This window comes from Pararobbsia alpina, from assembly GCF_965118125.1.
Lineage (GTDB): Bacteria > Pseudomonadota > Gammaproteobacteria > Burkholderiales > Burkholderiaceae > Pararobbsia > Pararobbsia alpina_A.
This window is the reverse complement of record NZ_OZ221287.1, coordinates 2642774-2666620: the sequence shown is the minus strand read 5'-3', so window position 1 is coordinate 2666620 and position 23847 is coordinate 2642774. Positions and strand designations below refer to the sequence as shown.

At 62.2% G+C, this 23847-nt stretch carries 19 protein-coding genes; 14 read left to right on the top strand and 5 right to left on the bottom strand.

Annotated elements, in window-relative coordinates; genetic code table 11:
- Window positions 1-254: 254 nt before the first annotated feature.
- Window positions 255-2339 carry a hypothetical protein gene (locus ACMFWR_RS11560; protein ID WP_413191810.1) on the top strand — a complete coding sequence of 695 codons (2085 nt, stop codon included), beginning with the start codon at window positions 255-257 and terminating at the stop codon, window positions 2337-2339.
- A gap of 80 nt (window positions 2340-2419) precedes the next feature.
- Here the strand turns inward: ACMFWR_RS11560 and ACMFWR_RS11555 are convergent, their stop codons facing one another.
- Window positions 2420-6901 carry a DEAD/DEAH box helicase gene (locus tag ACMFWR_RS11555; protein WP_413191809.1) on the bottom strand — a complete coding sequence of 1494 codons (4482 nt, stop codon included), beginning with the start codon at window positions 6899-6901 and terminating at the stop codon, window positions 2420-2422.
- 319 nt (window positions 6902-7220) lie between these two features.
- On the opposite strand from ACMFWR_RS11555, the gene ACMFWR_RS11550 reads away from it, so the two are divergent.
- Window positions 7221-7676: a PaaI family thioesterase gene (locus tag ACMFWR_RS11550; RefSeq protein ID WP_413191808.1), complete on the top strand. Its 456-nt coding sequence runs from the start codon at window positions 7221-7223 to the stop codon at window positions 7674-7676.
- Between the two features lie 68 nt (window positions 7677-7744).
- On the opposite strand, the gene ACMFWR_RS11545 is transcribed toward ACMFWR_RS11550, so the two are convergent.
- Window positions 7745-8656, bottom strand: coding sequence for a LysR family transcriptional regulator (locus ACMFWR_RS11545; protein ID WP_413194860.1), 912 nt, complete (start codon window positions 8654-8656; stop codon window positions 7745-7747).
- Window positions 8657-8895: 239 nt separating this feature from the next.
- On the opposite strand from ACMFWR_RS11545, the gene ACMFWR_RS11540 reads away from it, so the two are divergent.
- The 8 genes from ACMFWR_RS11540 to ACMFWR_RS11505 all read left to right on the top strand — a co-directional run bounded on the left by ACMFWR_RS11540 (window position 8896) and on the right by ACMFWR_RS11505 (window position 15373).
- A complete protein-coding gene (locus ACMFWR_RS11540) occupies window positions 8896-9966 on the top strand; it encodes an NAD(P)H-binding protein (protein ID WP_413191807.1) in 1071 nt (356 codons plus the stop codon).
- Window positions 9967-10143: 177 nt separating this feature from the next.
- Complete coding sequence (locus ACMFWR_RS11535) at window positions 10144-10353, top strand: hypothetical protein (RefSeq protein WP_413191806.1); 210 nt, start codon at window positions 10144-10146, stop codon at window positions 10351-10353.
- A gap of 147 nt (window positions 10354-10500) precedes the next feature.
- Window positions 10501-11049: a tRNA adenosine(34) deaminase TadA gene (tadA, locus tag ACMFWR_RS11530; protein WP_413191805.1), complete on the top strand. Its 549-nt coding sequence runs from the start codon at window positions 10501-10503 to the stop codon at window positions 11047-11049.
- A gap of 39 nt (window positions 11050-11088) precedes the next feature.
- A complete protein-coding gene (gene ldcA, locus ACMFWR_RS11525; protein ID WP_413191804.1) occupies window positions 11089-12042 on the top strand; it encodes a muramoyltetrapeptide carboxypeptidase in 954 nt (317 codons plus the stop codon).
- Between the two features lie 137 nt (window positions 12043-12179).
- On the top strand, window positions 12180-13133 hold the full coding sequence (puuE, locus tag ACMFWR_RS11520; protein WP_413191803.1) for an allantoinase PuuE: 954 nt from the start codon (window positions 12180-12182) through the stop codon (window positions 13131-13133).
- Entirely contained in the window at window positions 13130-13660 is a 531-nt protein-coding gene (gene uraD, locus ACMFWR_RS11515) for a 2-oxo-4-hydroxy-4-carboxy-5-ureidoimidazoline decarboxylase (RefSeq protein ID WP_413191802.1), read from the top strand. The genes puuE and uraD overlap by 4 nt, the downstream gene beginning before the upstream one ends.
- Before the next feature lie 37 nt (window positions 13661-13697).
- Window positions 13698-14711 carry an allantoicase gene (gene alc, locus ACMFWR_RS11510; protein ID WP_413191801.1) on the top strand — a complete coding sequence of 338 codons (1014 nt, stop codon included), beginning with the start codon at window positions 13698-13700 and terminating at the stop codon, window positions 14709-14711.
- A gap of 128 nt (window positions 14712-14839) precedes the next feature.
- Entirely contained in the window at window positions 14840-15373 is a 534-nt protein-coding gene (locus ACMFWR_RS11505; RefSeq protein ID WP_413191800.1) for an ureidoglycolate lyase, read from the top strand.
- A gap of 120 nt (window positions 15374-15493) precedes the next feature.
- Here ACMFWR_RS11505 and ACMFWR_RS11500 read toward each other — a convergent pair whose 3' ends face one another.
- Window positions 15494-16681 carry a urate hydroxylase PuuD gene (locus ACMFWR_RS11500; protein WP_413191799.1) on the bottom strand — a complete coding sequence of 396 codons (1188 nt, stop codon included), beginning with the start codon at window positions 16679-16681 and terminating at the stop codon, window positions 15494-15496.
- A 17-nt stretch (window positions 16682-16698) separates the two neighbouring features.
- Window positions 16699-17052, bottom strand: coding sequence for a hydroxyisourate hydrolase (gene uraH, locus ACMFWR_RS11495; protein WP_413191798.1), 354 nt, complete (start codon window positions 17050-17052; stop codon window positions 16699-16701).
- A 266-nt stretch (window positions 17053-17318) separates the two neighbouring features.
- Here uraH and ACMFWR_RS11490 point away from each other — a divergent pair, with 266 nt between their 5' ends.
- Window positions 17319-18743 (top strand): 8-oxoguanine deaminase, encoded by a 1425-nt coding sequence (locus ACMFWR_RS11490; protein WP_413191797.1) that lies wholly within the window; start codon window positions 17319-17321, stop codon window positions 18741-18743.
- Between the two features lie 78 nt (window positions 18744-18821).
- Here the strand turns inward: ACMFWR_RS11490 and ACMFWR_RS11485 are convergent, their stop codons facing one another.
- Entirely contained in the window at window positions 18822-19763 is a 942-nt protein-coding gene (locus ACMFWR_RS11485; RefSeq protein WP_413191796.1) for a LysR substrate-binding domain-containing protein, read from the bottom strand.
- A gap of 281 nt (window positions 19764-20044) precedes the next feature.
- On the opposite strand from ACMFWR_RS11485, the gene ACMFWR_RS11480 reads away from it, so the two are divergent.
- The 3 genes from ACMFWR_RS11480 (at window position 20045) to ACMFWR_RS11470 (ending at window position 23842) form a co-directional block, all read left to right on the top strand.
- Complete coding sequence (locus ACMFWR_RS11480) at window positions 20045-21619, top strand: ABC transporter ATP-binding protein (protein ID WP_413191795.1); 1575 nt, start codon at window positions 20045-20047, stop codon at window positions 21617-21619.
- Window positions 21620-21624: 5 nt separating this feature from the next.
- On the top strand, window positions 21625-22731 hold the full coding sequence (locus ACMFWR_RS11475; RefSeq protein WP_413191794.1) for an ABC transporter permease: 1107 nt from the start codon (window positions 21625-21627) through the stop codon (window positions 22729-22731).
- Between the two features lie 181 nt (window positions 22732-22912).
- Window positions 22913-23842: an ABC transporter permease gene (locus ACMFWR_RS11470; RefSeq protein ID WP_413191793.1), complete on the top strand. Its 930-nt coding sequence runs from the start codon at window positions 22913-22915 to the stop codon at window positions 23840-23842.
- Window positions 23843-23847 lie beyond the last annotated feature (5 nt).

The following is a 23847-nucleotide window of genomic DNA, read 5'->3' as shown; positions in this document are numbered from 1 at the left end:
TCGGAACATTGTCACGGCGCCACGCCAACAGATGTTCCGGGAGATTTCGCCCGAAGCGCGTCACATCGTTGTCTTTTTGAAAATGCTGACGTCAGGTAATGACAATCATTCTCGTTCTTTAGACCTGAACGAGGACGGCGATGACCGGTTTCGCATCAATTTCTCCAATCCCTCCACGGCGCGGCAGCGTCGGTTCGCAGCCCCGTCCTTCCGCAAAAACCGGAGTCGACTCACCCCCGAACGCGGACAGTAGCTTGACGGATGAAATCGCCTTTTGTGAGGAAGCAGAGGCCAGCGGTACAGCTACGCCGACTTCGACGGACGATGCCAAACCGACCTTCGTGCTCGACATCGATGAGTTGGCCACAGGCGGGGCCAACCTCATCAAGTACGCGAAAGTCGGTCAGGCGTCTGGCGGAAATGGTGGTACACACGAAAGCGATCACACCAGTGCCTTTGCGGCGTTCGCGAGTGATATTCGCGACGAGGCGGCGCAATTGGTCAGGAATCCGTTGGACTGGGTCAGGGAAGAAGGTAGCCCGCCCGGCAATGTCGCTGTCGGAGTCGGCACTTCCATACTCACGGCGGCGTGTGGACTTCTTGCTGTGAAATCCGGTTGCGAGACCGTAAGCGAGGCGTCTCAACGCTCTATAGAACTTGACCTCCGCGAACAAACGCATCGTCAACGGCTTCAGGACCTGCGAGCAAGCCAGGCCCACAATGTAAGTGAAGCGCACAACGACGAAAATGAGTCGACCGCGATCAAGCAGGCATGCGCAGCAGAACGGGTCACCCTGAACGACATCGGATCGGCGCGTGACGTCAATGCACTTGAGCGAGGGTCGGGTTTCAGCATGATCGTTTCGGGTGGTCTCACACTGCTGAAGTCATTGTGGGATTTGGGGGTTGCGGCATGGGCGGTGGCGGGGAACACCCAAAGCGCGCTTTTCGTGCTTTCGACATTCGTCGGCGGGGGAGTGGCAATCATTGTGATCGGCCCGGCTGTAGGAGCCGGCATGATGGCGCTTGGGGTTTTCTTCGTGATCCGGGCTGTGGCGACGGCCCGGGAACTGTCGCGAGATCGCGCGTTGATGCAACGGCTGGGCGCAAACGCCGCAAGTCAAAGCGATCCGATGGATCAGCGATTCTTAACGTTCATCGAGAAGAAATTCGATTCGCGGGAGGCGTCCGCTGGCGCAGAGGAAGGGATGAATCTCGGTTTCCTTTCCGGAACGATTCTGGGGCTCGGCAGCGCGGTCGGAAAGGTCGCTCTCGGACTCGCAGCGTGTGCCGGAGTCGTCACAGCCACCGCCGCGACACTTGGGTTGACCATTATTTTCGTCACGGGCATCGCCGGAGCGGTCATCATGGGAGCCTTCTCACTGAGTTTCCTCAAGACCGTTGGCAAGGCGAAAACGCGTGAAAGCTATCGCCTTGCCGAATCGGCGTATCTCGGGCGTCGATTCGATGATTGCCAGACGATTCACGCATTTAATCGTGACGATGGCGATGGCTGCTGCGTGCCATACGGGCTGAGGGCAGCGTTGTTTCAGTTCATGTCCGAGCGTGACGTGTCACGGCAGGAATTTCTGGATGCTGTGGCCAGGGCGATGAACAAATATCGCGCTTGGGAGAGTCGTGGGACCGACGACGACAAGACCCGGGATCGAGTGAGCAAGCAACGAAGAGTCACGAAAGACGCCGCCGCTGCCGTGCGCTGCGCGCGAACCTATTTGGGCCGATTGATATCGCGCTCAGGTCACCCATCGGCGCTCAGTGAAGCAAGGCAGGTCTACGCACGGCATGCCGACAGACTGACCGTCACCGGACTCGAAAAATGGCTGGACGGGCACGATGAGGCCGGCGCGCAACCCGGCAACGAGTACGCACAACGATCGTTGCTGACAGAGATGTTGACGATGCATCGCAATTTCCTGGACGTGAAGGCTCGCGCTTTTGAACAGTTTTCGCCCGCGTTTCACAAGGGTGGAAAGGTGTTACCCCAAGTGGAGCCGTCCTATTCCGACACTGTCCGCGAATACGAGCGCGATCGCGAGATCCGGCAACGCATTGATACATGCCTGAACGGCGATCATTCGTTGTCGGAGATGAAGCGTGAGTTTCTTCGACTGCAGGGCGTTGAGGTTGACGACGCGGCGCTTCGTGAAGGCAACGTGCGCTTGAACGAGCAGTTGGCCACATTGTTGATGGAGACACAGGCACATGAGTTCAAGCGCACGCGCGGAGTTGTGTTCGAGATGCAACGTCATGCCTTGCGGCTGGAAGATGAACTGCATATTGAGCGAGATGAATCGTCATTCGTCCCTGCCGCGGCATGAGCGTAAGTATGGCATCGGGGCAGTCGCTCGTTAGGTCGGTGCGTTTGTGATCGACATGACTGCGTACGTCATGTCAAACGCTAGCGGCGCACGACGAGGGCATCGCGGATACGGTCACGCGTCGCAGGGTCGACGTCGACGAGCACGTGTGTCTTTCCGGCGATCAGGGTGGCAACGGCGATTCCGTCGCGAAGCACGATGCGGTTGTTCGCGAGCGCGGGGACCTTGTCGCCGGGCAATAGCGTGCCACACAGGTTGAGCGGGTCGACACCGGAAATCGCGACGCAGATGCCGTCGTGATCACGCCGGCGAACCTCACGCAATACCGGAATGGCTTCGGGCAGGGCAAATTGCTCGCCGGTAATCCCTGCCACAAAACGGCCGCCGCGTATCTCTCCGCGCGCTTCGAGCCGGTGAAACACGGGCAGCAGCTCGCGCCATGAAGGCAGCCAGTCCGCTTCGCGTTCGAGCAAGCGCCAGAACACGACGCCGTAACGCCGCAACAGGACGGTCGCAATGTGCTCGAGCGTATGCGGATCGATACGTGGTTTCGGTCGGTTTCCTGGGGAAAGCGTATTGGCCGGCGACACACTGGTAGAGGACGTGCCTGCTTGAGCCTCGCCTTCTTCGATCGATGAAGACGCCGGAGTACGCCGGACCAGAGCCCAGCGACCAGCCTCATCCATCCCCACCGGCATGCCCCCGCGTGCCCCGCGCCGGCGTGCATGCATGGCCCGTTTCGCTGAGGGGAGCAATAGCGCCCGCAGGCCGGCAAAGCCATCTGCATTGACGACGCCCGTCGAAACGAGTTCGCCGAGTGCTTCTTCGAGTTCGGTCGGCAGCAAACGCGTTTCTGCGAGGAGTTCGTCAAAGAACATGGCACCGTGACGGGACAATGCCTCGAAGGCGCGTTCACCTCGCGTGGACATCTGCGGTGTCGTATCAAGATGCGGAAGCGCATTCCAGGTCGACAGATGGCGACGCTCGATCAGCACGATGGGCGTCGATCGCACAGGGCCGCCACTCGTTGCATGAGCCGGTTCCTCGAATCGCGTCCACACGACTTTGCCTGCGCGGCACAGGTCGTCGAGCCATTGCGGTGCGTAGTCCCTCACCCGGGCGGGCAGCAGATCCGATTCCCATGCGCTGGCGGCGGCCTCGAACCCTTCGAGCTGCGTGACCAGTTCCGGCAATGCTTCACGACCTTCGCGCCGCGTCGAACCTGAGACATGCTGCCAGTCGAGCAGAAAGCGCATGAAGTCCTGACGCTCGACGGGCTCGATTTCGCGGCGCAGACGACGGATCGTATAGCGATGAATGCGCGCAAGGAGATGTCGTTCGCACCACTGCTCGGTCACGGTGCCGGGCGAAAAACGCCCGCGCATCACATAGCCTTCGCCTTCGAGCCGCGCCAGCGCGATCGTCACGGTTGAGGCCGTGAGTGCAATCGGCGATGCGATCTGCTCGATCGTGAGCGGGCCGAAACCCGACAGACGGGCACGGATGAGTTCCACTGTCGCATCGTCGGACGTGAGCGCGCCAGTGTCAGCTTCAAGATCGATATCGCTGTATGCCGCTGTGCTCGCATCGCTTGAATGCGCGGTGTCGGCGGGTGTGCCCGTTATCGTTCGGACAGGCACGGGCACGGGCGGTGTCACCATGGCATCCGGGAACACTGCACGCATCTCGGCATGGCGTTCAACGGCGAACCACAACGCTTGACCGCTGCGCATCGACATCAATGATGCACGGCCTTGCTTCGAAAGCTCGGCCAGCCACGGCGCCCATTCGCGATTGGACGCAATCTCGTCCGTCGTGATGCAGCAGAGGCTCATCAACGCTTCGTGCATTTCATCGGCGTTGCGGACTTGCGGCCAGGCCTCGTCACGTACGCTCTGGATCGCTTGTGGATCGAGTGCGCCGAGATCGTCGGTCGACTCAGGATCCGTCCATCGGCGATTCAATACGGCTTGCGTACGGCGCTCCTCAAGCGGGGCATCATCGAGAAACGCGTACGGACGCGCACTCAATATCTCCATCGCAAGCGGCGAGGGCGCGGGCAAATCACGAGCAATCAGCTGGATCTCCGCGCGCTCGATGCGGCGTAGCACGTTGAGCCATAGCTCGGTGTCCATGGCTTCATGCAGGCAGTCGTCGAGCGTCTGATCGACGAGCGGGTGACTCGGCACTTCGCGTTCACCGACGACGTTTTCGATGCAGGCTGCCTGATCCGGAAATACCGACGCAAGCAGATCGTCGCTACGCATGCGCTGCAACTGCGGCGGTACCTTGCGTCCGCCCGAGTATCGAGGCAGGGCGAGCGACGTCGTGGCAGTCCAGCGCCACCGCACGTTGAACAGAGGCGCATCCAGCAGCGCCTGAATCAGCAGATGCTCGGCAGTCGCCGATTTCAGGTACTTCCAGACCTCGTCGAGTGCGAAGCTATGGCTCTCGGTCAGCGACAGAATGATCGCGTCTTCGGTGGCCGCTGCCTGCAGTTCGAAATTGAACGTGCGGCAGAAACGCTTGCGCAGTGTGAGCCCCCACGCGCGGTTGACGCGGCTGCCGAACGGCGCATGCAGCACCAATTGCATACCGCCTGACTCGTCGAAGAAACGTTCGAGAATCAGCGTGTCCTGAGTCGGCAACGTGCTCAACGCAGCACGCGATCGGGCGAGGTATTCGACGATCTGACGGGCGGCCGCGTCATCGAGGCCGACCTCGTCCATCAGCCAGGCAAGCGCTGCGTCGAGGCGCCCGGGATCATTCGCCAGGAGTTCATCGACCTTGGCTCGCAGACGCGACACGCCGATCGATAACTCGTCGCTGCGTCCCGGCGCCTCGCCGAGCCAGAACGGAATATTCGGTGCGGCGCCATGCGCGTCTTCGACGCGAACGCGACCCGATTCGACCCGAATGATCCGGTACGACGTGTTGCCGAGCTGGAATACGTCACCGGCGAGACTTTCGATGGCGAAGTCTTCATTGACCGTGCCGATATTCTGGCCTTGCGGTTCGAGGATGACCGCGTAGTCCGCGTTGTCGGGAATCGTGCCACCCGATGTCACCGCGGTGAGTTTTCCGCCTCGGCGTCCTCTGAGCGTGCCGCCGACGGAGTCGCGATGGACGTAGGCGCCGCGCACGCCGTCACGTGTCGTGTAGCCCGTCGCAAGCATGGCGACGACGTCGTCATAGCGCTCGCGCGAAAGATCGGCGTACGGCTGCGCCTGTCGCAACAGCGTGTAGAGGTCGTCTTCGCTCCACTCGCGCATCGCGACCTCGGCGACGATCTGTTGGGCGAGCACATCGAGCGGCGCATGCGGGACATGCAGCACGTCGAGTTCGCCGCGTCGCACGCAATCGAGCAATGCGGCGCATTCGATGAGGTCGTCGCGTGACACGGGAAACAATCGCCCCTTGGGCGTTCCCGTAACCTGGTGACCCGCGCGCCCGACGCGCTGCAGGAATGCAGCGATGCTGCGCGGACTACCGATCTGACAGACAAGTTCGATATCGCCGATATCGATGCCGAGTTCGAGCGATGCCGTTGCAATGAGCACGCGTAATTCGCCGCGTTTCAGGCGTTGCTCGGCATCGAAGCGAAATTCCTTGGCCAATGATCCATGGTGCGCTGCCACGGCATCGTTGCCGAGCCGTTCGGCGAGGTGGCGCGCGGCGCGCTCTGCCGTGCGTCGGGTATTGACGAAGACGAGGGTCGTGCGATGTGCGCTCGCCAGTTCCGCGATGCGATCGTAGACGCGTTCCCATGTGTCGGTCGACATCACGGGCTCGAGCGGCACCGGCGGCAATTCGAGGGCAAGGTCACGCGTGCGTGTATGACCGATATCGACCACTTCGCAATCGCCGCCGCCACCTGTGCCAACCAGAAAACGCGCGACGGTCTCAAGCGGCTTTTGCGTCGCCGACAGGCCAATGCGTGTCGGACGGCGCGCGCAAAGCGCGTCGAGACGTTCGAGGCTCAGCGAGAGATGCGAACCCCGTTTTGTGCCGGCGACAGCATGAATTTCATCAATGATGACGGTGCGCGTATTCGAGAGCATCGCGCGACCGCTTTCGGAACCGAGCAGGACGTAGAGCGACTCTGGCGTGGTCACAAGAATGTGCGGTGCGCGTTTGCGCATCGACTGGCGCTCTTGCTGCGTCGTGTCGCCAGTACGGACGGCCGTGCGAATCCCGTGATCGGGCAGGCCCATTCTCGAGAGCTCGGCCCCGATGCCGGCAAGCGGCGCTTCGAGATTGAGCCGGATGTCGTTGGACAGCGCCTTGAGTGGCGACACGTAGACGACGGTGGTCGCGTCGGGCAGCACGCCACCGAGCGTCAGGCTCTCGCGCACGAGCGCATCGATGGCGGCGAGAAACGCCGTCAGTGTTTTGCCGGAGCCCGTCGGGGCAGCGATCAGGGTCGGGCGCCCGCGATGGATAGCCGGCCAGGCCCGTTCCTGGGCGAGCGTGGCCGACGCAAACGTCGCGTGAAACCACGAGGACACCGCAGGATGAAAGTCGTCCCAGACGTCCGTGCTTGCAAGAACGGTATCGGTCATGGCGAGGCAGATGGGGGCAGATGTGCCCGATTCAATTGGCGCGCAGCGTCCATTGTGCGCTTTGTGCCGATGCGGTGTTCGATGCAGACGTCCCCGAACTTGCGTCGGGCAGGTCGATCCCACGAAGACTCGGCCGTTCATGCAGTCAGGGCACGTGACTCATAACAAAATAATAGAACGACCGTGCTCAAATAACAGTATGATGCCCATCATCCTAAATGCGATGATGGTACGGACGGGTCCACAGCGGCATGTTGGATTTCCGGTTGTCGCCGTCATTCGCGTCATCGGCACCCACACACAGCATGGAGGCGTGGTCATGAGTTTGGTCAACGAGTTAGGGGCAGGTCTGGACGGCATCGAGCAAATGCGGGCCATGATGGCCAAAGGGAAGCGCCCCGGCATTGCACAGTCGCTGGATTTTCAGTTGATCGAGGTCGAGCCCGGGATGGCGGTCTTCGCCGGCGTGCCCGGAAACCATGCGTACAACCCCATTGGCACGATTCACGGCGGTTATGCGGCCACGCTGCTCGACTCAGCATGCGGATGTGCGGTGCATACCAAGCTATCGGCGACGCAAGGCTATACGACCCTCGAACTCAAAGTGGCTTATCACAAGGCCATGACCCGCGACACGGGGCTCGTGAAGGCCGTGGGTAACGTCGTGTCGATCGGGCGGCGCGTGGCGTTCGCCGAAGCGACGCTGACCGACGCCGCGGGCCGGCTTTACGCATCGGCGACTTCGACGTTGCTGGTCTTTGAGAAAGAGGCGTGATGTGACGAGCCTGCTGATTGCGGCACGGCACACGTGCCGCGGTATGGCAATCGGACAGGGGCACGCCATTAATCCGAGCCCTTGATGTAGCGCTCGAGACCTTCGACAAGCGCGGCAAACGTGGCGCGGCACCGCGGGCTGTCGCGCAGATCCTCATGCATGGCGATCCACGTGTCGAGGTGCAGGTCGAAGGCATCGGGCAGCACACGCACGAGCGACGGATCGCGCTGCGCAGTCCTGACCTGACAGAAGCCAATACCGTATCCGGCGCGAATCGCCGCGAGTTGCGCGACGTCGCTATCGGTACGCAGTGCGAAGCTTTCGCGCGAGAACGGACCGAGCTTCGAGCGCGCACTGCGAATGAAAGACGTCTCGGCGTCGAATCCGACGATCGTGTGGGTATGGAGTTCTTCCCAAGTCGACGGGGTGCCGCAACGCTCGAGATAACTCCGATGCGCATGCAGACCCAATTCAATGTCACCCACGCGTCGGGCGATCAGCGCGTCCTGACTCGGCCGCACCATGCGCACGGCAATGTCCGCCTCGCGGCGCAACAGATCCTCGATGCGGCTCGATAGCGTCAATTCGATCACGAGTTCGGGATGCGCGGCCCGCAGGGCTGTCAGGATCGGCGGTAGGACTTCGATGCCGATGACTTCGCTCGCCGAAATGCGCACCGTCCCGCGGACCCCTTCGCCCTGGCCTGATGCGGCACGCAATAAGGCCGTCGCGGTTGATGCGAGCGTCTGGGCATAGGGCCGCAGGGCGAGTGCGGCTTCGGTCGGGATAAAGCCGCTTTGGGATCGTGTGAACAACGTGATGCCGATCGACGCTTCGAGCGCATCGATGTGCCGGCCGACGGTCGGCTGCGTCAGACCCAGGGCGCGCGCGGCACCCGACAGTGAACCTTCTTCGACAACGCCGAGAAACGATCGATAGAGATCCCAACTCGGCTCGGCGGGCGACACGGAATTCGACATGGTGGGCAGGGAAAAATGATGGCCAAGGATGGGGCTCGTGAACAGTCCGTTACCCCCGATCCGGTCTCCGTCGGCGCCAGCGAACCCGTCCGCATCGACTGGCACGAGCTTAGTGACCTGAGTTGAGATCGGAGATATTCATAAAAGTATAGCGACTCTACAAGGTTAGGCAATTTCGTTTTGATGCGGAACCGGCGACACTGGCTTCACGTTCACTCACATAGCAACAGGAGCCAGTCATGAGCCAGCAAAAAATCGCGTTGATCCTGGGTGCCACGGGCGGTATCGGTGGCGAAGTCGCTGCAGTGCTTTATCAGCGCGGATGGACAATTCGCGCGTTGCATCGGGATCCGCAGGCGCTTGCGGCGCGTAATGGCGCCTACGAGTGGGTGCGGGGCGATGCGATGCAGGAGGCGGACGTAGTCGGTGCGGCGGCGGGCGTTTCGCTGATCGTGCATGCGGTGAATCCGCCCGGATACCGCAATTGGGGCCAACTCGTGTTGCCGATGCTCAACAACACGATCCGTGCAGCGCGCGCCTCCGGCGCACGCATCGTGCTCCCGGGCACGGTCTACAACTACGGTCCGGATACATGGCCGGAGATCTTTGAACATTCGGCGCAGCACCCGACGACGCGCAAGGGCGGGATCCGCGTCGAGATGGAAGCGCGCTTGCGCGCTGCGAGCCGCGACGGCGTACGCAGCCTGATCGTTCGCGCCGGCGATTTCTTCGGGCCGCAGGCCGCGAATAACTGGTTTTCTCAAGGGCTGATCAAGCCGGGACAGCCCGTAACGCACGTGACCTATCCGGGTAAGCGCGGCGTGGGTCATCAATGGGCCTATCTGCCCGATGTCGCCGAAACGATGGTGCGTCTCGTCGAACAGGAGTCGCGGCTCGAGCGCTTCGCCCTGTTCCATATGGAAGGGCATTGGGACGCGGACGGCACGCAGATGGTCGGTGCGATTCAGCGCATCGCGACTGAGGGCCGCGTCTCGATCGATGCTTCAGAACCGTCCGTTGCGACCGGCGCGCGAGCCACGAACGCCACGAAAGCACCGACTGTTCGTGCGTTCCCCTGGTGGCTCGTGATGCTCGCTTCGCCCTTTGTGCCGCTGTTCCGCGAAATGCGTGAAATGCGGTACCTGTGGCGCGTGCCGGTACGCATGCACAACGCACATCTCGTGCGAACGCTCGGTGCTGAACCGCATACGCCGATCGACGATGCCGTGCGCGCAACGCTGAAGGGTCTGGGGTGCGTCGAACAGCGCGATATCGCTCCCCAGCCCGACGCAGCGCGCTTCGCCCATTAGCACAAAACGCTGATCGCACACGTTTGCAAGCCAAAATTGGACGCGCGAGGGACTCATCTAATTTTGGTTTCCGCAGTGCAACCGAATCCTGTGCGAGAATAGCGCCGTTGCCTTCGTTGGCGGCCCCGTTGCACCACTCTGGGGCTTCGAAGGCCCGGTCAAATGGGTGGAAAATCTGTGAAGCTTCTTGATGCGCTGATCGAACAACGGATCGAGGCCGCCATCGCGCGTGGCGAGTTCGACGGGTCGCTTGAGGCGGCCGTTGAGTCAGTGTTCGGAGGGCAGCAGGCGCTGCTAGGTCATCACGAACACTGTAGTGTGATTGCTCAGCGAATCGCTGAACGTATCAAGGAACGCCGCGCCGCGCTCTCTCACGGCGAGGTATAAACCGGTGTGAACCGGCAGTTTTCTTCGACGTCGGCCCGCGAAAGCCGGGAAGACGTTCACGCCGAAACCCCGAATCCCATAGACTGGGAGAGGCGGGGCGCTACAGGGTCAGGCGCGCGTGCCGCGTCGAATTCCGCACCCAACACTATGTCTGAGGATTTTGTTCAAGAGCACGATGCTCGCTGGATGCAGCTTGCAATCGATGCGGCGCAACAAGCGCGTGCCGCCGGCGAGGTTCCTGTCGGCGCCGTTGTCGTGCGCGACGGTGTCGTCGTGGCGACCGGATTCAATCAGCCGATCGGTACGCACGATCCGTCCGCCCATGCCGAGATGGTCGCATTGCGCAATGCGGCAAAAGCGCTCGGTAACTACCGATTACCGGGCTGCGAACTCTATGTCACGCTCGAGCCCTGCCTGATGTGTGCGGGCGTCATCATGCACTCACGCATTTCGCGCGTCGTGTACGGAGCGCGCGATCCGAAAACCGGTGCATGCGGCAGTGTCGTCGATGCGTTCGCCGAGCTGCGTCTCAACCACCACGCGGGCGTCGTGGGTGGCGTACTCGAGACCGAATGCTCGACGCAGCTTTCGCAGTTTTTTGCGGATCGTCGCGCAGCCATTCGAGCCGAGCGCGCTGAGCGCGCCGCTCAGGCCGACGTTCCACCCGACTCCCTGACCCCACGCAACGCGCGCTGAAGCCGATGCGCGCTTCGCCTTCCAAGCCGGAGACCCTGCATGTCGCTTTCGATCGAAATCATTGCCCCGTCGGGATATCCGAACGATGCCGCCACCGTGGCGCGCGGCGTCGCGAGGCTCGAGCGCGAGGGTGCGATCGTCAGCGGTGCGGAGGTTGCGCATCGTCGCTTCGAGCGGTTCGCGGGCACCGATGAAGAGCGTCTTGCGGATTTGAATCGGCTTGCGGATCCGCGGCGGCCGCTTGCGGATATCGTCATGGCGATCCGCGGCGGCTATGGCGCGACGCGACTGCTGGATCGCATCGATTACGCGGGCCTGCGGCGGCGCCTCGAAGGCACATCGACGATGCTCGTCGGTCACAGCGATTTCACCGCCATTCAGCTTGCCTTGTTGGCCAAGACGGGGCTGATGACGTTTGGCGGCCCGATGCTCGCCGGCAACTTCGGTGCGCTGAACGACAGTTACAGCAGTTTTATGCACACGCATTTCTGGCGTGCGGTTCGCGACACGAGCGTCAATATCGAGTCGACGCATCAACAATCGCACACCCTCAACGTCGGCGGCACGCTATGGGGCGGCAACCTGGCCATGATCGCTTCATTGATCGGGTCGCCGTATTTGCCGCGTATCGACGGCGGCATCCTGTTTCTGGAAGACGTCGCCGAGCGTCCGTACCGGATCGAACGCATGTTGTACCAGCTGCATCAGGCGGGCATTCTCGCGCGCCAGCAGGCGATCGTGCTCGGTGACTTCTCACAGAGCGATCCGGTGCCGTATGACAACGGCTACGGCTTGCCGGAAGTCATCGCGCAGATTCGCGCGTTGACCGGTGTGCCGATCCTGACGGGACTCAAGTTCGGCCACATCGACGATATCGTGACGCTGCCCGTCGGCGCGCCCGCGCGTCTGTTCAGCGATCCGGACGGCTTCGTGCTCGAGGCTACGGGCTATCCGTGCGCGGGTCGTGCGAAGGTCGGCGTTCAGGCCGATTGACCTGGCGGTGCAGGCCGGCGCCATACATCCGGTCTGACCGTCACTATCTCGTTCGTCATATGGGCGGGCTGCGTCGATTTCGCTACACTCGTTTCCACGTCGCGCAGTCAGACGCGACCCAGTGAGACTACCGAACGATGCCCATCGACAAGCACTACCCGCGTGACCTCGTCGGCTACGGCCGGCATCCGGTGCAGGCCAACTGGCCGGGAAAGGCCCGCGTGGCCGTCCAGTTCGTGCTGAACTACGAGGAGGGCGGCGAGAACTGCGTGCTTCACGGCGACCCGGGGTCCGAGCAGTTTCTGTCCGAGATCGTCGGTGCGGCCTCGTATCCGGCTCGCCATATGAGCATGGAGTCGATCTACGAATACGGCTCGCGTGCGGGCGTCTGGCGCATTCTGCGTGAGTTCGAGAAACGCGGTTTGCCATTGACCATCTTCGGTGTGTCGATGGCGCTCGAACGCCACCCTGAAGTCGCGCATGCGTTCGTCGAGGCCGGACACGAGATCGCGTGCCACGGCTGGCGCTGGATTCACTATCAGGACATGCGGCCCGAGCTCGAAGCGGAGCACATGCGGATCGGCATGGAGACGATTGAACGCGTGACCGGCGTGCGTCCGCTTGGCTGGTACACGGGCCGCGATAGTCCGAATACCGCACGGCTGGTCGCCGAATACGGCGGGTTCACCTATCAATCCGACTACTACGGCGACGATTTGCCTTTCTGGACCGACGTCGAAGTCACGGGCGGCGAGATCCGGCCTCAGCTGGTTGTGCCGTACACGCTCGACACGAACGATATGCGGTTCGCAACGCCACAGGGCTTCAACACCGCCGATCACTTCTACACCTATCTGCGCGACGCGTTCGACGTGCTATACGAAGAAGGCGAAGAGGTGCCGAAGATGTTGTCGATCGGTATGCACTGTCGTCTGCTTGGCCGACCGGGCAGGTTCCGTGCGCTGCAGCGTTTTCTCGACTATCTCGAGCAACACGATCGCGTGTGGATCACGCGTCGCATTGATATCGCAAATCACTGGATGTCGGAACATCCGTATGCGGCGTCGGTACAGATGGAGGGCTCGCGATGAATGCCACGGTACATGCACGGCGCTACGCGCTCGAAGACCTGTCGGCCATGCCGCAAGATGAGTTTATTGCGGCACTCGGTGGCGTGTTCGAACATTCGCCGTGGGTCGCGGAGCGTGCGTGGGTTCACCGCCCGTTTGCCACAGTCGATGCATTGCATGCTGCGATGCGTGATGCAGTGGACACCGCGGATGTGTCGTTGCAGATGGCGTTGATCAACGCTCACCCCGAACTGGCCGGCAAGGCCGCCATCCGCGGCGAGCTGACCGCGGAGTCGACGCGTGAGCAAAGCGGTGCCGGCCTCGACCAATGCACGCCTGAGGAATACGCGCAGTTGCAGGCGCTCAACCGGACCTATCGCGATACCTTTGGTATTCCGTTTATTCTGGCCGTGCGCGGCTATGACCGCGCCGGCATTATCGAACAGATGCGTCGCCGCATCACGAACGATCGGGACACCGAGACCCGCGAGAGCCTTGCGCAGATCTACCGGATCGCGCGCTTTCGCCTCGACGACCTGATCGCCTGATCATCTGCCCACCGATTTCACGTCAAGGACTCATCCGATGGCATTGCCTACGCTCGATCCCAACGCTCCGGAATTTACTCGCCGCTTTGTCAATCTGGCGGACCCGCGCCTCGGTGCGCAGGCTCTGGAAACAAGCGACGATTTCTTCGCGCCGATGGCGCGCATGCTGAACCCCGAACCCGCTGTCTTTATCCCCGGCAAGTACGACGACCATGGCAAGTGGATGGACGGCTGGGAGACTCGTCGCAAGCGCGTGACAGGGTACGACTGGTGCATCGTGAAGCTCGCGCGTGCCGGGGTGATCAAGGGCTTCGATATCGATACGAGCCACTTCACGGGCAACTATCCGCCTGCGGCCTCGGTGGAGGCGTGTCATCTGGCCGACGGGAAGTCGCCCGACGCCGGCACGCAGTGGACGGAGATCGTGCCGTCGCAATCGTTACAGGGCAATAGCCATCACTACGTGGAAGTCAGCGCGACGAGCGCGTTTACGCATTTGCGGCTCAATATCTATCCCGATGGCGGGATCGCGCGCCTGCGCGTGTACGGTCAGCCGCTGGTCGACTGGACGCATGCCGATCGCAGCGCGCTGATCGATCTGGCGGCCATGGAGAACGGCGCCTATATCGTCGGCACGAACAACCAGCACTTTGGTCTCGCGTCGACGCTGCTGATGCCGGGTCGCGGTGTGAATATGGGTGACGGATGGGAAACACGGCGTCGTCGCGAGCCGGGTAACGACTGGTGCATCGTCGCGCTCGCGCATCCCGGAGAACTCAAGCGCGTGATCGTCGATACGGCGCACTTCAAGGGCAACTACCCGGACCGATGCTCCCTCCAGGCGGCGCATGTGCAGGGTGGCACCGATGCGTCGCTGATCACGCAGTCGATGTTCTGGCCGACCCTGTTGCCCGAGCAAAAGCTTCAGATGGACAATGTGCACACCTTCGAGTCCGAAGTCGCGGCGCTCGGACCTGTGACGCATGTTCGGTTCAATATCTTTCCGGACGGCGGCGTGTCACGGCTGCGGTTGTTCGGGCAGGTTGCCTGAGACGCCCGCATGGGTAAAGCGTTGAATCGATCAGAGTAACCGCGTCGGTTACACACGACGCAACGCGTGGTCGCTAGTTGATTCAAAACGCACGGGAAACCGATGCGTTGCAGAAGAGGAAGATGACGATGCCAGTGGATGAAACACGCAGCGAAGCTCGGGTGCTATCCGTCGAAACACTCACGCGCGAGGCGTTTGCGCCGTTTGGCGACGTGATCGAGCTTGAAGGAGCGCGACACTATCCGATCAATCTGGGGACGACCGAGCGTTACCACGATCTCGCTCGCGTCGACACGGGCGATGAAGGCGGTCGCACCTTGATCAATGTGTTTCGTGGACAACCTCGCGAATTGCCGTTTGAAGTCACGATGATGGAACGCCATCCGTTGGGCAGTCAGGCGTTTATTCCGCTGCACGGGCGTCCTTACCTTGTGGTGGTCGCGCCGGCAGGCGATCTCGATGCCCAGGCATTGCGCGCCTTCGTGGCGCGCGATGGGCAGGGGGTCAACTTTGCGAAGGGCGTCTGGCATCACCCGCTGATTGCGTGCGGCGAGGTCAGCGACTTCATCGTCGTCGATCGCGGTGGCGGCGGCGTCAACCTCAATGAGCAGACGCTGCCGTTTTCCTACGTGCTTCCCGTCGACGCACTGGTCACGGAGTAAGCGTATCCAACAGCGTTTCGATTCGCTCGAAACGTTCTGAGGCATGGCTTCGGAGGCGAACCGCGGTTCGCGTCGACCGGCGCACGCAGTTCGCCCTGACGAACGTAATGACCTCGCGACTTACCGCTGTGCGCCCGCTGTAAACCACGCGCCGAGCTTCGTGCGTTCCTCATCGGTGATGTGCGTCACATTGCCGAGCGGCATCGCCTTGAGTTGCACGGCCTGCTGATAGATGCGCTGCGCATTCAGTGCAATACCGTCGGGTGTGTCGAGCAGAACGCCCGCGGGTGCGCTGCCCATGAGCGTCGGATGTGCCGCATGACACTGCACGCAACGCGCGGCGATGATCGGCTCGATATCGGCGAGTTTCACCGAAGTCGCCCCGGCGGCCTGCGCAGGCACAGGCTTCGGGAACGTCCATGCAAAGGCGCCAAGAATCAGCACAATCCCGATAAGCGGCAGATACCACAGTGTCTGATCGCGGTGACGCATCACGAAGAACTGCCGTATTAACGCACCCGCCAGCATGATCAGTGCAAGGATCGCCCAGTTATACGGATGCGTGTACGTCATCGCGTAGTGATTCGACAGCATCGCGAAGACGACCGGCAGCGTGACATACGTGTTGTGCACCGAACGCTGCTTGCCACGCTTGCCGTAGATCGGATTCGGCGCCTCGCCGCGCAGCATCGCGGCGACCATCTTGCGCTGGCCCGGGATGATGATCATGAGCACGTTGGAGGTCATCATCGTCGCGAGCATTGCACCGATGATCAGATACGCGGCGCGGCCTGCGAACACGTGGCACGCGACATAGGTCGCAAGCAGCACATAGAGTCCGACAGCCACGCCAAGCAACGTATCGCGTTGACCCAGCAATCGGCACAGCGAGTCATAGACGATCCAACCGACGACCAGAAAACCGATCGCCGCCGAGATCGCGACGACGGGCCCCATGTCGAGCACGTTCTTGTCGATCAGATACGTGTTCGGACTCGACAGGTAGACGATGCAGAACAGCGTGAAACCCGTGAGCCAGGTCGTATAGGACGGCCAGAACGACCAGTGCAGTTTCTCCGGCATGTTCGGCGGAGCCACGGTGTATTTCTGCATGTGGTAGAAGCCGCCGCCATGCACATGCCAGAACTCGCCGAACACGCCTTTTGGCATCGTGGCGGGGTCCTTGGCGGGACGCAGGCCGTTATCGAGCGCGACGAAGTAAAACGATTCGCCGATCCATGCAATCGCGACGATCACATGGAACCAGCGTGCGACAAGACTTAGCCAGTCGGTAATGAAGCCTTCCATTGTGTTGGTGTCCCCGGTCAGCTTCCGCGATAGGTGCTGTAGCTCCACGGCGAGACGAGCAGTGGAACGTGATAGTGCGCGTTGGCATTGGCGATGCCGAAACGCAGCACGACTTCATCGACGAACGGCGGTTCGGGTAGAGCGACGCCCGAGGCCGAGAAATATTGACCTGCCTGGAACACGAGTTCGTAGCGACCCGCGACAAGGGCGTTCCCTTCGAGGAGCGGGGCGTTGCATCGTCCATCCGCGTTGGTCGTCGTGTCGACGAGGCGCGTGCGCGTGTCGCCGTCGATGCGAAACAGTTCGACTCGGATGCCGGCGCCCGGCCGTCCGTGCGCCGTGTCCAGCACGTGCGTGGTCAGTTTTCCCATTCGCGGTCCCTGGCGGATTCGTGGAGGCTTTGTGGTGGCTTCTTTTGGTGACTCTTTCTGGTGATTGCTTATACGGCGTGTTTCTGCGGACGTCCTGGACGCGCTGTCCGGCCTGCCGATGGCGTGCGGCCATTGTAGGGACGAACAATATCGGATGCGCATGGAATCGTGAAAATAAGACGAGCGACATATCGCGCATTCGGCCGCACATATTGCCGCCGCAGCAGCGCTTCGGTACGGTAGCGGCTTCAAGAAGGTGACCCGCCATGACGTCTGCCAACCCTCCTGCCAATCCGTCCGAAAACGTGCCCGCCAACGCTTCCGACCGGACGTCTGCGCAAGGCCGCACGCTGCTTGCGCGCAACGCCGATCTGCTCGTGACCATGGACGAGACGCGTCGTGAGATCCGCCAGGGCGGCCTTTATATCGAAGGCGGCCGCATCGTTGCCGTCGGCCCATCGGACAGCTTGCCGGCCGAGGCAGACGAGGTCATCGATCTCACAGGGCACGTCGTCACACCGGGACTTGTCAACACGCATCACCACATGTATCAGAGCCTGACCCGCGTGCTGCCGGCAGCGCAGGATGCGGAGCTGTTCGGCTGGCTCACGAACCTCTATGGCGTCTGGGCGGGCCTGACACCCGAAATGATCGAAGTCTCGACGCTGACCGCGATGGCCGAACTGCTGATGTCGGGCTGCACGACGTCGAGCGATCACCTCTACATCTATCCCAATGGCTGCCGTCTTGACGACAGCATTGCGGCCGCGTCGCGCATCGGCATGCGTTTCCACGCGACGCGCGGCAGCATGAGCATTGGCCAAAGCCAGGGTGGGCTGCCGCCCGACGCGGTCGTCGAACACGAGGACGCCATCCTCGCCGACACGCGCCGGCTGATCGAGACGTATCACGACGACGGACGCTACGCGATGCTGCGCGTCGGCGTCGCACCGTGTTCGCCGTTTTCCGTGAGTCGCGATCTGATGCGCGAATCGGCCGCGCTCGCGCGCAGCTACGGCGTGCGACTGCATACGCATCTTGCCGAGAACACGAACGATGTCGCTTACAGCCGTGAAAGGTTTGGCATGACGCCCGCGGAGTACGCGGAAGACGTCGGCTGGGTCGGGCACGACGTCTGGCATGCGCACTGCGTGCAGCTCGACTCGGCGGGGATCGGTTTGTTTGCACGCACGGGAACGGGGGTCGCGCATTGCCCGTGTTCGAACATGCGGCTTGCCTCAGGCATCGCGCCCGTGCGGCGCATGCGAGACGAAGGCGTGCCGGTCGGCCTGGGCGTCGATGGATCCGCATCGAACGACGGCGCGCAGATGGTCGGTGAGATGCGTCAGGCGCTGTTGCTGCAGCGCGTCGGATTCGGTCCGGATGCGCTGACGGCACGCGATGCACTCGAGATGGCAACGCTCGGCGGCGCGCGCGTGCTCGGCCGCGACGATATCGGCGCGCTCGCGCCGGGCATGGCGGCCGACTTTGCCGCATTCGACCTGCGCACGCTGGCGTTCGCGGGCGCGCAGCACGACCCGCTTGCCGCACTCGTTTTCTGCGCGAGCGAACGCGCGGCGTGGACGGTCGTGAACGGCAAGGTCGTTGTGCGCGGGGGACATCTCGAAACGGTCGAGCTGGGTCCGCTTGTCGAGCGACACAATGCGTTGTCGATGCGGCTGGCCGGCTAACGCGTATATGACCGCCGCTTATGCAGGCAGCGCCTATGCAGGTGGCGCTTACGAACGCAGCACCTACGCAGGCAGCACTTACACAGCCGGAGCAATTTCGCTGACGGTTTTCATCGCATCGGTCACCAGGCCGCGCAGCCACTTCACTTCGTCCGAATAGTGACTGCGCTCGTGCCAGAGCTGGTAGTACTGCATCGGCGGAAAGTTCGTCGGTGCGGGCAAGACGCTGAGGGGCAACAAGCGCGCAAAGTGCTCGGCAAAAGAGCGCGTGGTCGTGAAGATCAGGTCCGACTTGGCGAGCACGTACGGTGCGACATTGAAGTAGGGCAGCGTGACGACGACATTGCGCTTGAGGCGTTCTCGCGCGAGGTGCACATCGATGGCGCCGCGCTGGCCAACCGAGTAGGGCGTCGGCGCGAGGTGAGGCGCGCTCAGGTATTGCTCGAGCGTGAGGGCGCCGCGTCGCGCGAGGGGGTGCGTATTGCACATCAGGCACACGATCTCGTCGACGAACAGATTCGAAAGGTGCAGTTGCTCGGGCGGTTCGGGCCAGTTGCCGATCACGATATCGAGCTTGCCTTCCTCGAGTGCAAGCTCGTAGTCGAACGACGGTCCGAGCGAGTGGAACTCGAGCGTCGCGGTCGGCGCAGCCTCGCGAAACCGCTCGACGACGGTCGGCACGAACAGGGCGTTCAGATAGTCGGGACATCCGATCCGGTAGGCGCGGATCGAGGTGGCGGGGTCGAAATTGTGTTGCTGGAAGCGAATGCGCTCGATTTCGCGCAGCGCATTCTGGACGGGCTCGAGCAGCTGCAGGCCGTATTCGGTCGGCACCATGCCCGCCTTGCCGCGCACGAGCAAGGGGTCGCCCGTGATGTCGCGCAGGCGCCTGAGCGCCGCGCTGATGGCCGGCTGGGACTGGTTGAGCTTGACCGCGGCACGTGTGACGCTGCGCTCGGTCAGCAGCGTGTTCATCACACGCAGCAGGTACGTGTCGATGGCTTCGCGTTGCTGACTCATTGAACTCTCCGCATGCTTCGGGTTTATACGATCTGGATGATGATGAAGGGCTGTCGCTATATTGTTTCTAATATGCCTAAAAGCAAGCGTCAAGCGCGGTTCATAGATCAATCTGTCCGTTCGGTCAGGCTGTCTCATCGGCGCTGAAATCAGGGCGTTTACGGATTTTGACGCGCTCGACGCCATGCCCCGTTTTGGGTATCGTCGGTCGCAAAAGGGGGCGGCTCGCGGGCTGCTCCGATCACGATAATGTACACACGGCAACAGCGAACGAGAGGCGAATGAAACCACCCGTCGAACACCGCGCAGCCGAGTCAGCGCGTCTGGTGCTGACCGGTATCACGAAGCAATACCCGGCCGTGCTCGCCAACGACAACGTATCGCTGACCGTGATGCCTGGCGAGATCCACGCCGTGCTCGGCGAGAACGGCGCGGGCAAAAGCACGTTGATGAAAATCATCTACGGTGCGGTGCATCCCGATGCCGGCGAGATCGTCTGGGAAGGGCAAAGCGTCACGATTCCGACGCCGTCGGCCGCGCGGCGGCTGGGCATCGGCATGGTGTTCCAGCATTTCGCGTTGTTCGAGACGTTGACCGTCGCGGAGAACATCGCACTGGCGCTCGATGAGCCGTTCGACCTCAAGGTATTGGCCAAGCGGGTACGTGAAGTGTCGACCGAATACGGGCTCGACGTCGATCCTCAGCGCCACGTGCACAGCCTGACCGTCGGTGAACGCCAGCGCGTCGAAATCGTGCGGTGCCTGCTTCAGAACCCGCGGCTGCTCATCATGGACGAGCCGACCTCGGTGCTCACGCCGCAGGCCGTGCGCAAGCTCTTTGAAACGCTCAAGCGGCTCGCCGCTGAAGGCCGCAGCATTCTGTACATCAGTCACAAGCTCGACGAGATTCAGGAACTCTGTACCAATGCGACTGTGATGCGCGGCGGGCGTGTGACCGGGCATGTCGATCCGCGTGGCGAGACGACCGCGTCGCTGGCGACGCTGATGGTCGGACATGCGTTGCCCGAATATCAGCGCAAGACGCACGAGCGCGGCGAGACCTTGCTGGCCGTCGACAAGCTCACGATGGAGAGTGCCGACCCCTTCGGCACCTCGCTGCTCAACGTCTCGTTTGAACTCCGGGCGGGCGAGATTCTCGGCATTGCGGGCGTGTCGGGCAATGGTCAGGCAGAGCTGCTATCGGCGCTGTCGGGCGAGTCGCGCGCGCCGCGTGCCGATGCGATCCGGCTGCTCGGCAAGGCAGCGGGACGAATGGGCGCCAACGAACGTCGTGCTCTCGGGTTTGCATTCGTGCCTGAGGAACGTCTGGGTCGCGGCGCCGTACCGTCGCTACCGCTGTCGGACAACGCGTTGCTGACCGCGCACCGGCAGGGCATGGTGCACAAGGGCTGGCTCAATCACCGTGCGATGCGCGCGTTTGCCAAGCGCTGTATCGAAGCGTTCGACGTGCGCTGCGGGGGAACGGAAGCGATCGCGCAAAGTCTGTCGGGCGGCAACCTTCAGAAGTTCATTGTCGGACGCGAGTTGCTGCAGACGCCAAAGGTGCTTGTCGTCGCACAGCCGACATGGGGCGTCGATGTCGGTGCGGCCTCGTTTATCCGGCAGCAATTGCTCGACATGGCGGCAAAGGGCGCCGCGATCCTCGTGATCTCTGAAGAACTCGACGAACTGTTCGAGATCAGCGATCGCCTTGCCGTGATCGCGCGCGGCAAGCTGTCGCCGATCCGTGAGACGCACGAGACCAACGCCGAGCAGATCGGCCTGTGGATGGCGGGCCTGTTCGACGCGCCCTCCGGCTCGCTTGAAGACGCACAACCTGTCGTGGCCAACGCCTGAACCTCATGAATTTGCCCTTTCAACTCGAGGCGCGTGTCGCGCCGTCGCGCACGATGCAGCTTGCCGTGCCGCTCGCCGCCCTGTTGCTGACGCTTGTGATCGGATGGCTGATCTTCGGATTAGTCGGACGCGATCCGGGTGTGGCGATGAAAGCGTTCTTTATCGACCCGATCTCCAGCCGTAACGGGCTGTCGGAGCTGCTGCTCAAGGCGTCGCCCTTGTGCCTGATCGGGCTGGGACTCGCGATCGGCTATCGCGCCAATGTCTGGAACATCGGCGCTGAAGGTCAGATGCTGGTCGGCGGCATCTGCGCAGCCGGGGTGGCGATCTATATCGACAACGATGCAGGCTGGTGGCTTCTGCCGCTGATGATGCTCGCGGGTGTCGTGGGCGGCATGCTGTGGGCCGCGGTGCCGGCTTACCTGAAGACGCGCTTCAATACGAACGAAACGCTCGTGAGCCTGATGCTCACGTATGTGGCGACGCAATTGCTGATTTATCTCGTCAGCGGACCCTGGCGCGATCCGAACGGGATGAATTTCCCGCTGTCGCAGTCGTTCTCTGACGACGCGTTGTTTCCGCGGCTCTACGCCGGACTTCACTGGGCGTTCTTTAAGGGCACCCGGTTGAATGCTTCGATCTTCGTCACGGTGATCGCGATCCCGGTCGTCTGGGCGTATATGAAGAAGAGTTTTGCGGGCTTCAGAATGAACGTGGGTGGCCTCGCGCCGCTTGCAGCGCGTTACGCCGGCTTCTCGGATGCCCGCACGATCTGGGCGTCGCTGCTGATCAGCGGTGCAACGGCGGGTTTGGCCGGCGTGTCGGAGATTGCGGGGCCGATCGGGCAACTGCAATCGACGTGGTCTCCGGGCTATGGCTTTACGGCCATCATCTGCGTGTTCGTCGGCCGTCTGCATCCGATCGGTATCGTGCTCGCGAGTCTGTTGATGGCGCTGCTGTATCTCGGCGGTGAATCCGTGCAGATCTCGCTGCAGTTGCCGCAGGCGATCAGCGGTGTGTTCCAGGGGCTGTTGCTGTTCTCGCTGCTCGGTTGCGATCTGCTCGTGAACTATCGCATTCGCCGCCGCGGGGCGACGGGGCTCGCGCATTGAGCCGCGCGATGAACCGTGAATTCAGCCGCGCGTTGAACTGTGCATCCAGTCACGCAATGAATCGCGCACTGAGTCGCGCATTGAGTCGCGTATTGAGTCGTTATGTCAGCCACGTAGCGATGCCCGCACTGAACCTGGCACTCCGCGCCGAAGGTCTCATCGAGATGAAGGAAGTTACCGTATGAATCTGGGTCCGATCACCGCGCTGTGCGCGAGCGCCGTTGTCGCCGCGATCCCGCTGATGCAGGCCGGGCTGGGCGAGCTCGTCACCGAGAAATCGGGTGTGCTGAACCTCGGCGTCGAAGGCATGATGCTGATGGGAGCGGTCTCGGGCTATGCGGCCCTGACGATGACCGGCAACCCGTGGATCGGTCTGGCCGCGGGCGCAGTTGCCGGGCTGCTGATGTCCGCGCTGTTCGGTGTGCTCACGCTGGTGCTGCTCGCCAATCAGGTTGCCACGGGTCTTTCGCTGACGATTTTCGGCATTGGGCTGTCTGCCTACATTGGGAAGCCTTATACCTCCGCATCCGTGCCGATCACGGTCGCAACGATGCCGATTCCCGGCTTGAGCCAGATCCCGGTCATCGGGCCGGCGATCTTCTCGCGCACGCCGGTCGACTATCTGACGGTCGTGCTGTTCATTGTGGTTGGCCTGTTTCTTTACCGGTCGCGCGCGGGGCTGGTGCTGCGTGCGGTCGGTGAGTCGCCGGGCGTTGCGCATTCGGTCGGCCATCCGGTGCTCGCCGTGCGGTTCGCCGCGACCCTGTTCGGTGGCGCGATGGCGGGCCTTGCGGGCGGCTACTACACGATCATTCGCCTGCACGGCTGGCAGGAAAACATTACCGCAGGCAGCGGCTGGATCGCCCTGGCACTTGTCGTGTTCGCCACGTGGCGCCCGGGGCGGCTGATTGTCGGCGCCTTGCTGTTCGGCTTCGTGATGACGCTGCAGTTCTACGGTCAGGTGCTCGGTATTGCCGTGCCGACCCAGTTCCTGGCCATGCTGCCGTATCTGGCCACGGTCGTCGTGCTCGTGGTGATTTCGCGCAACCGGAATACGATCAAGCTCAATTCCCCGGCTTCGCTCGGCAAGCCGTTTTTTGCGGGCAACTAAACAAG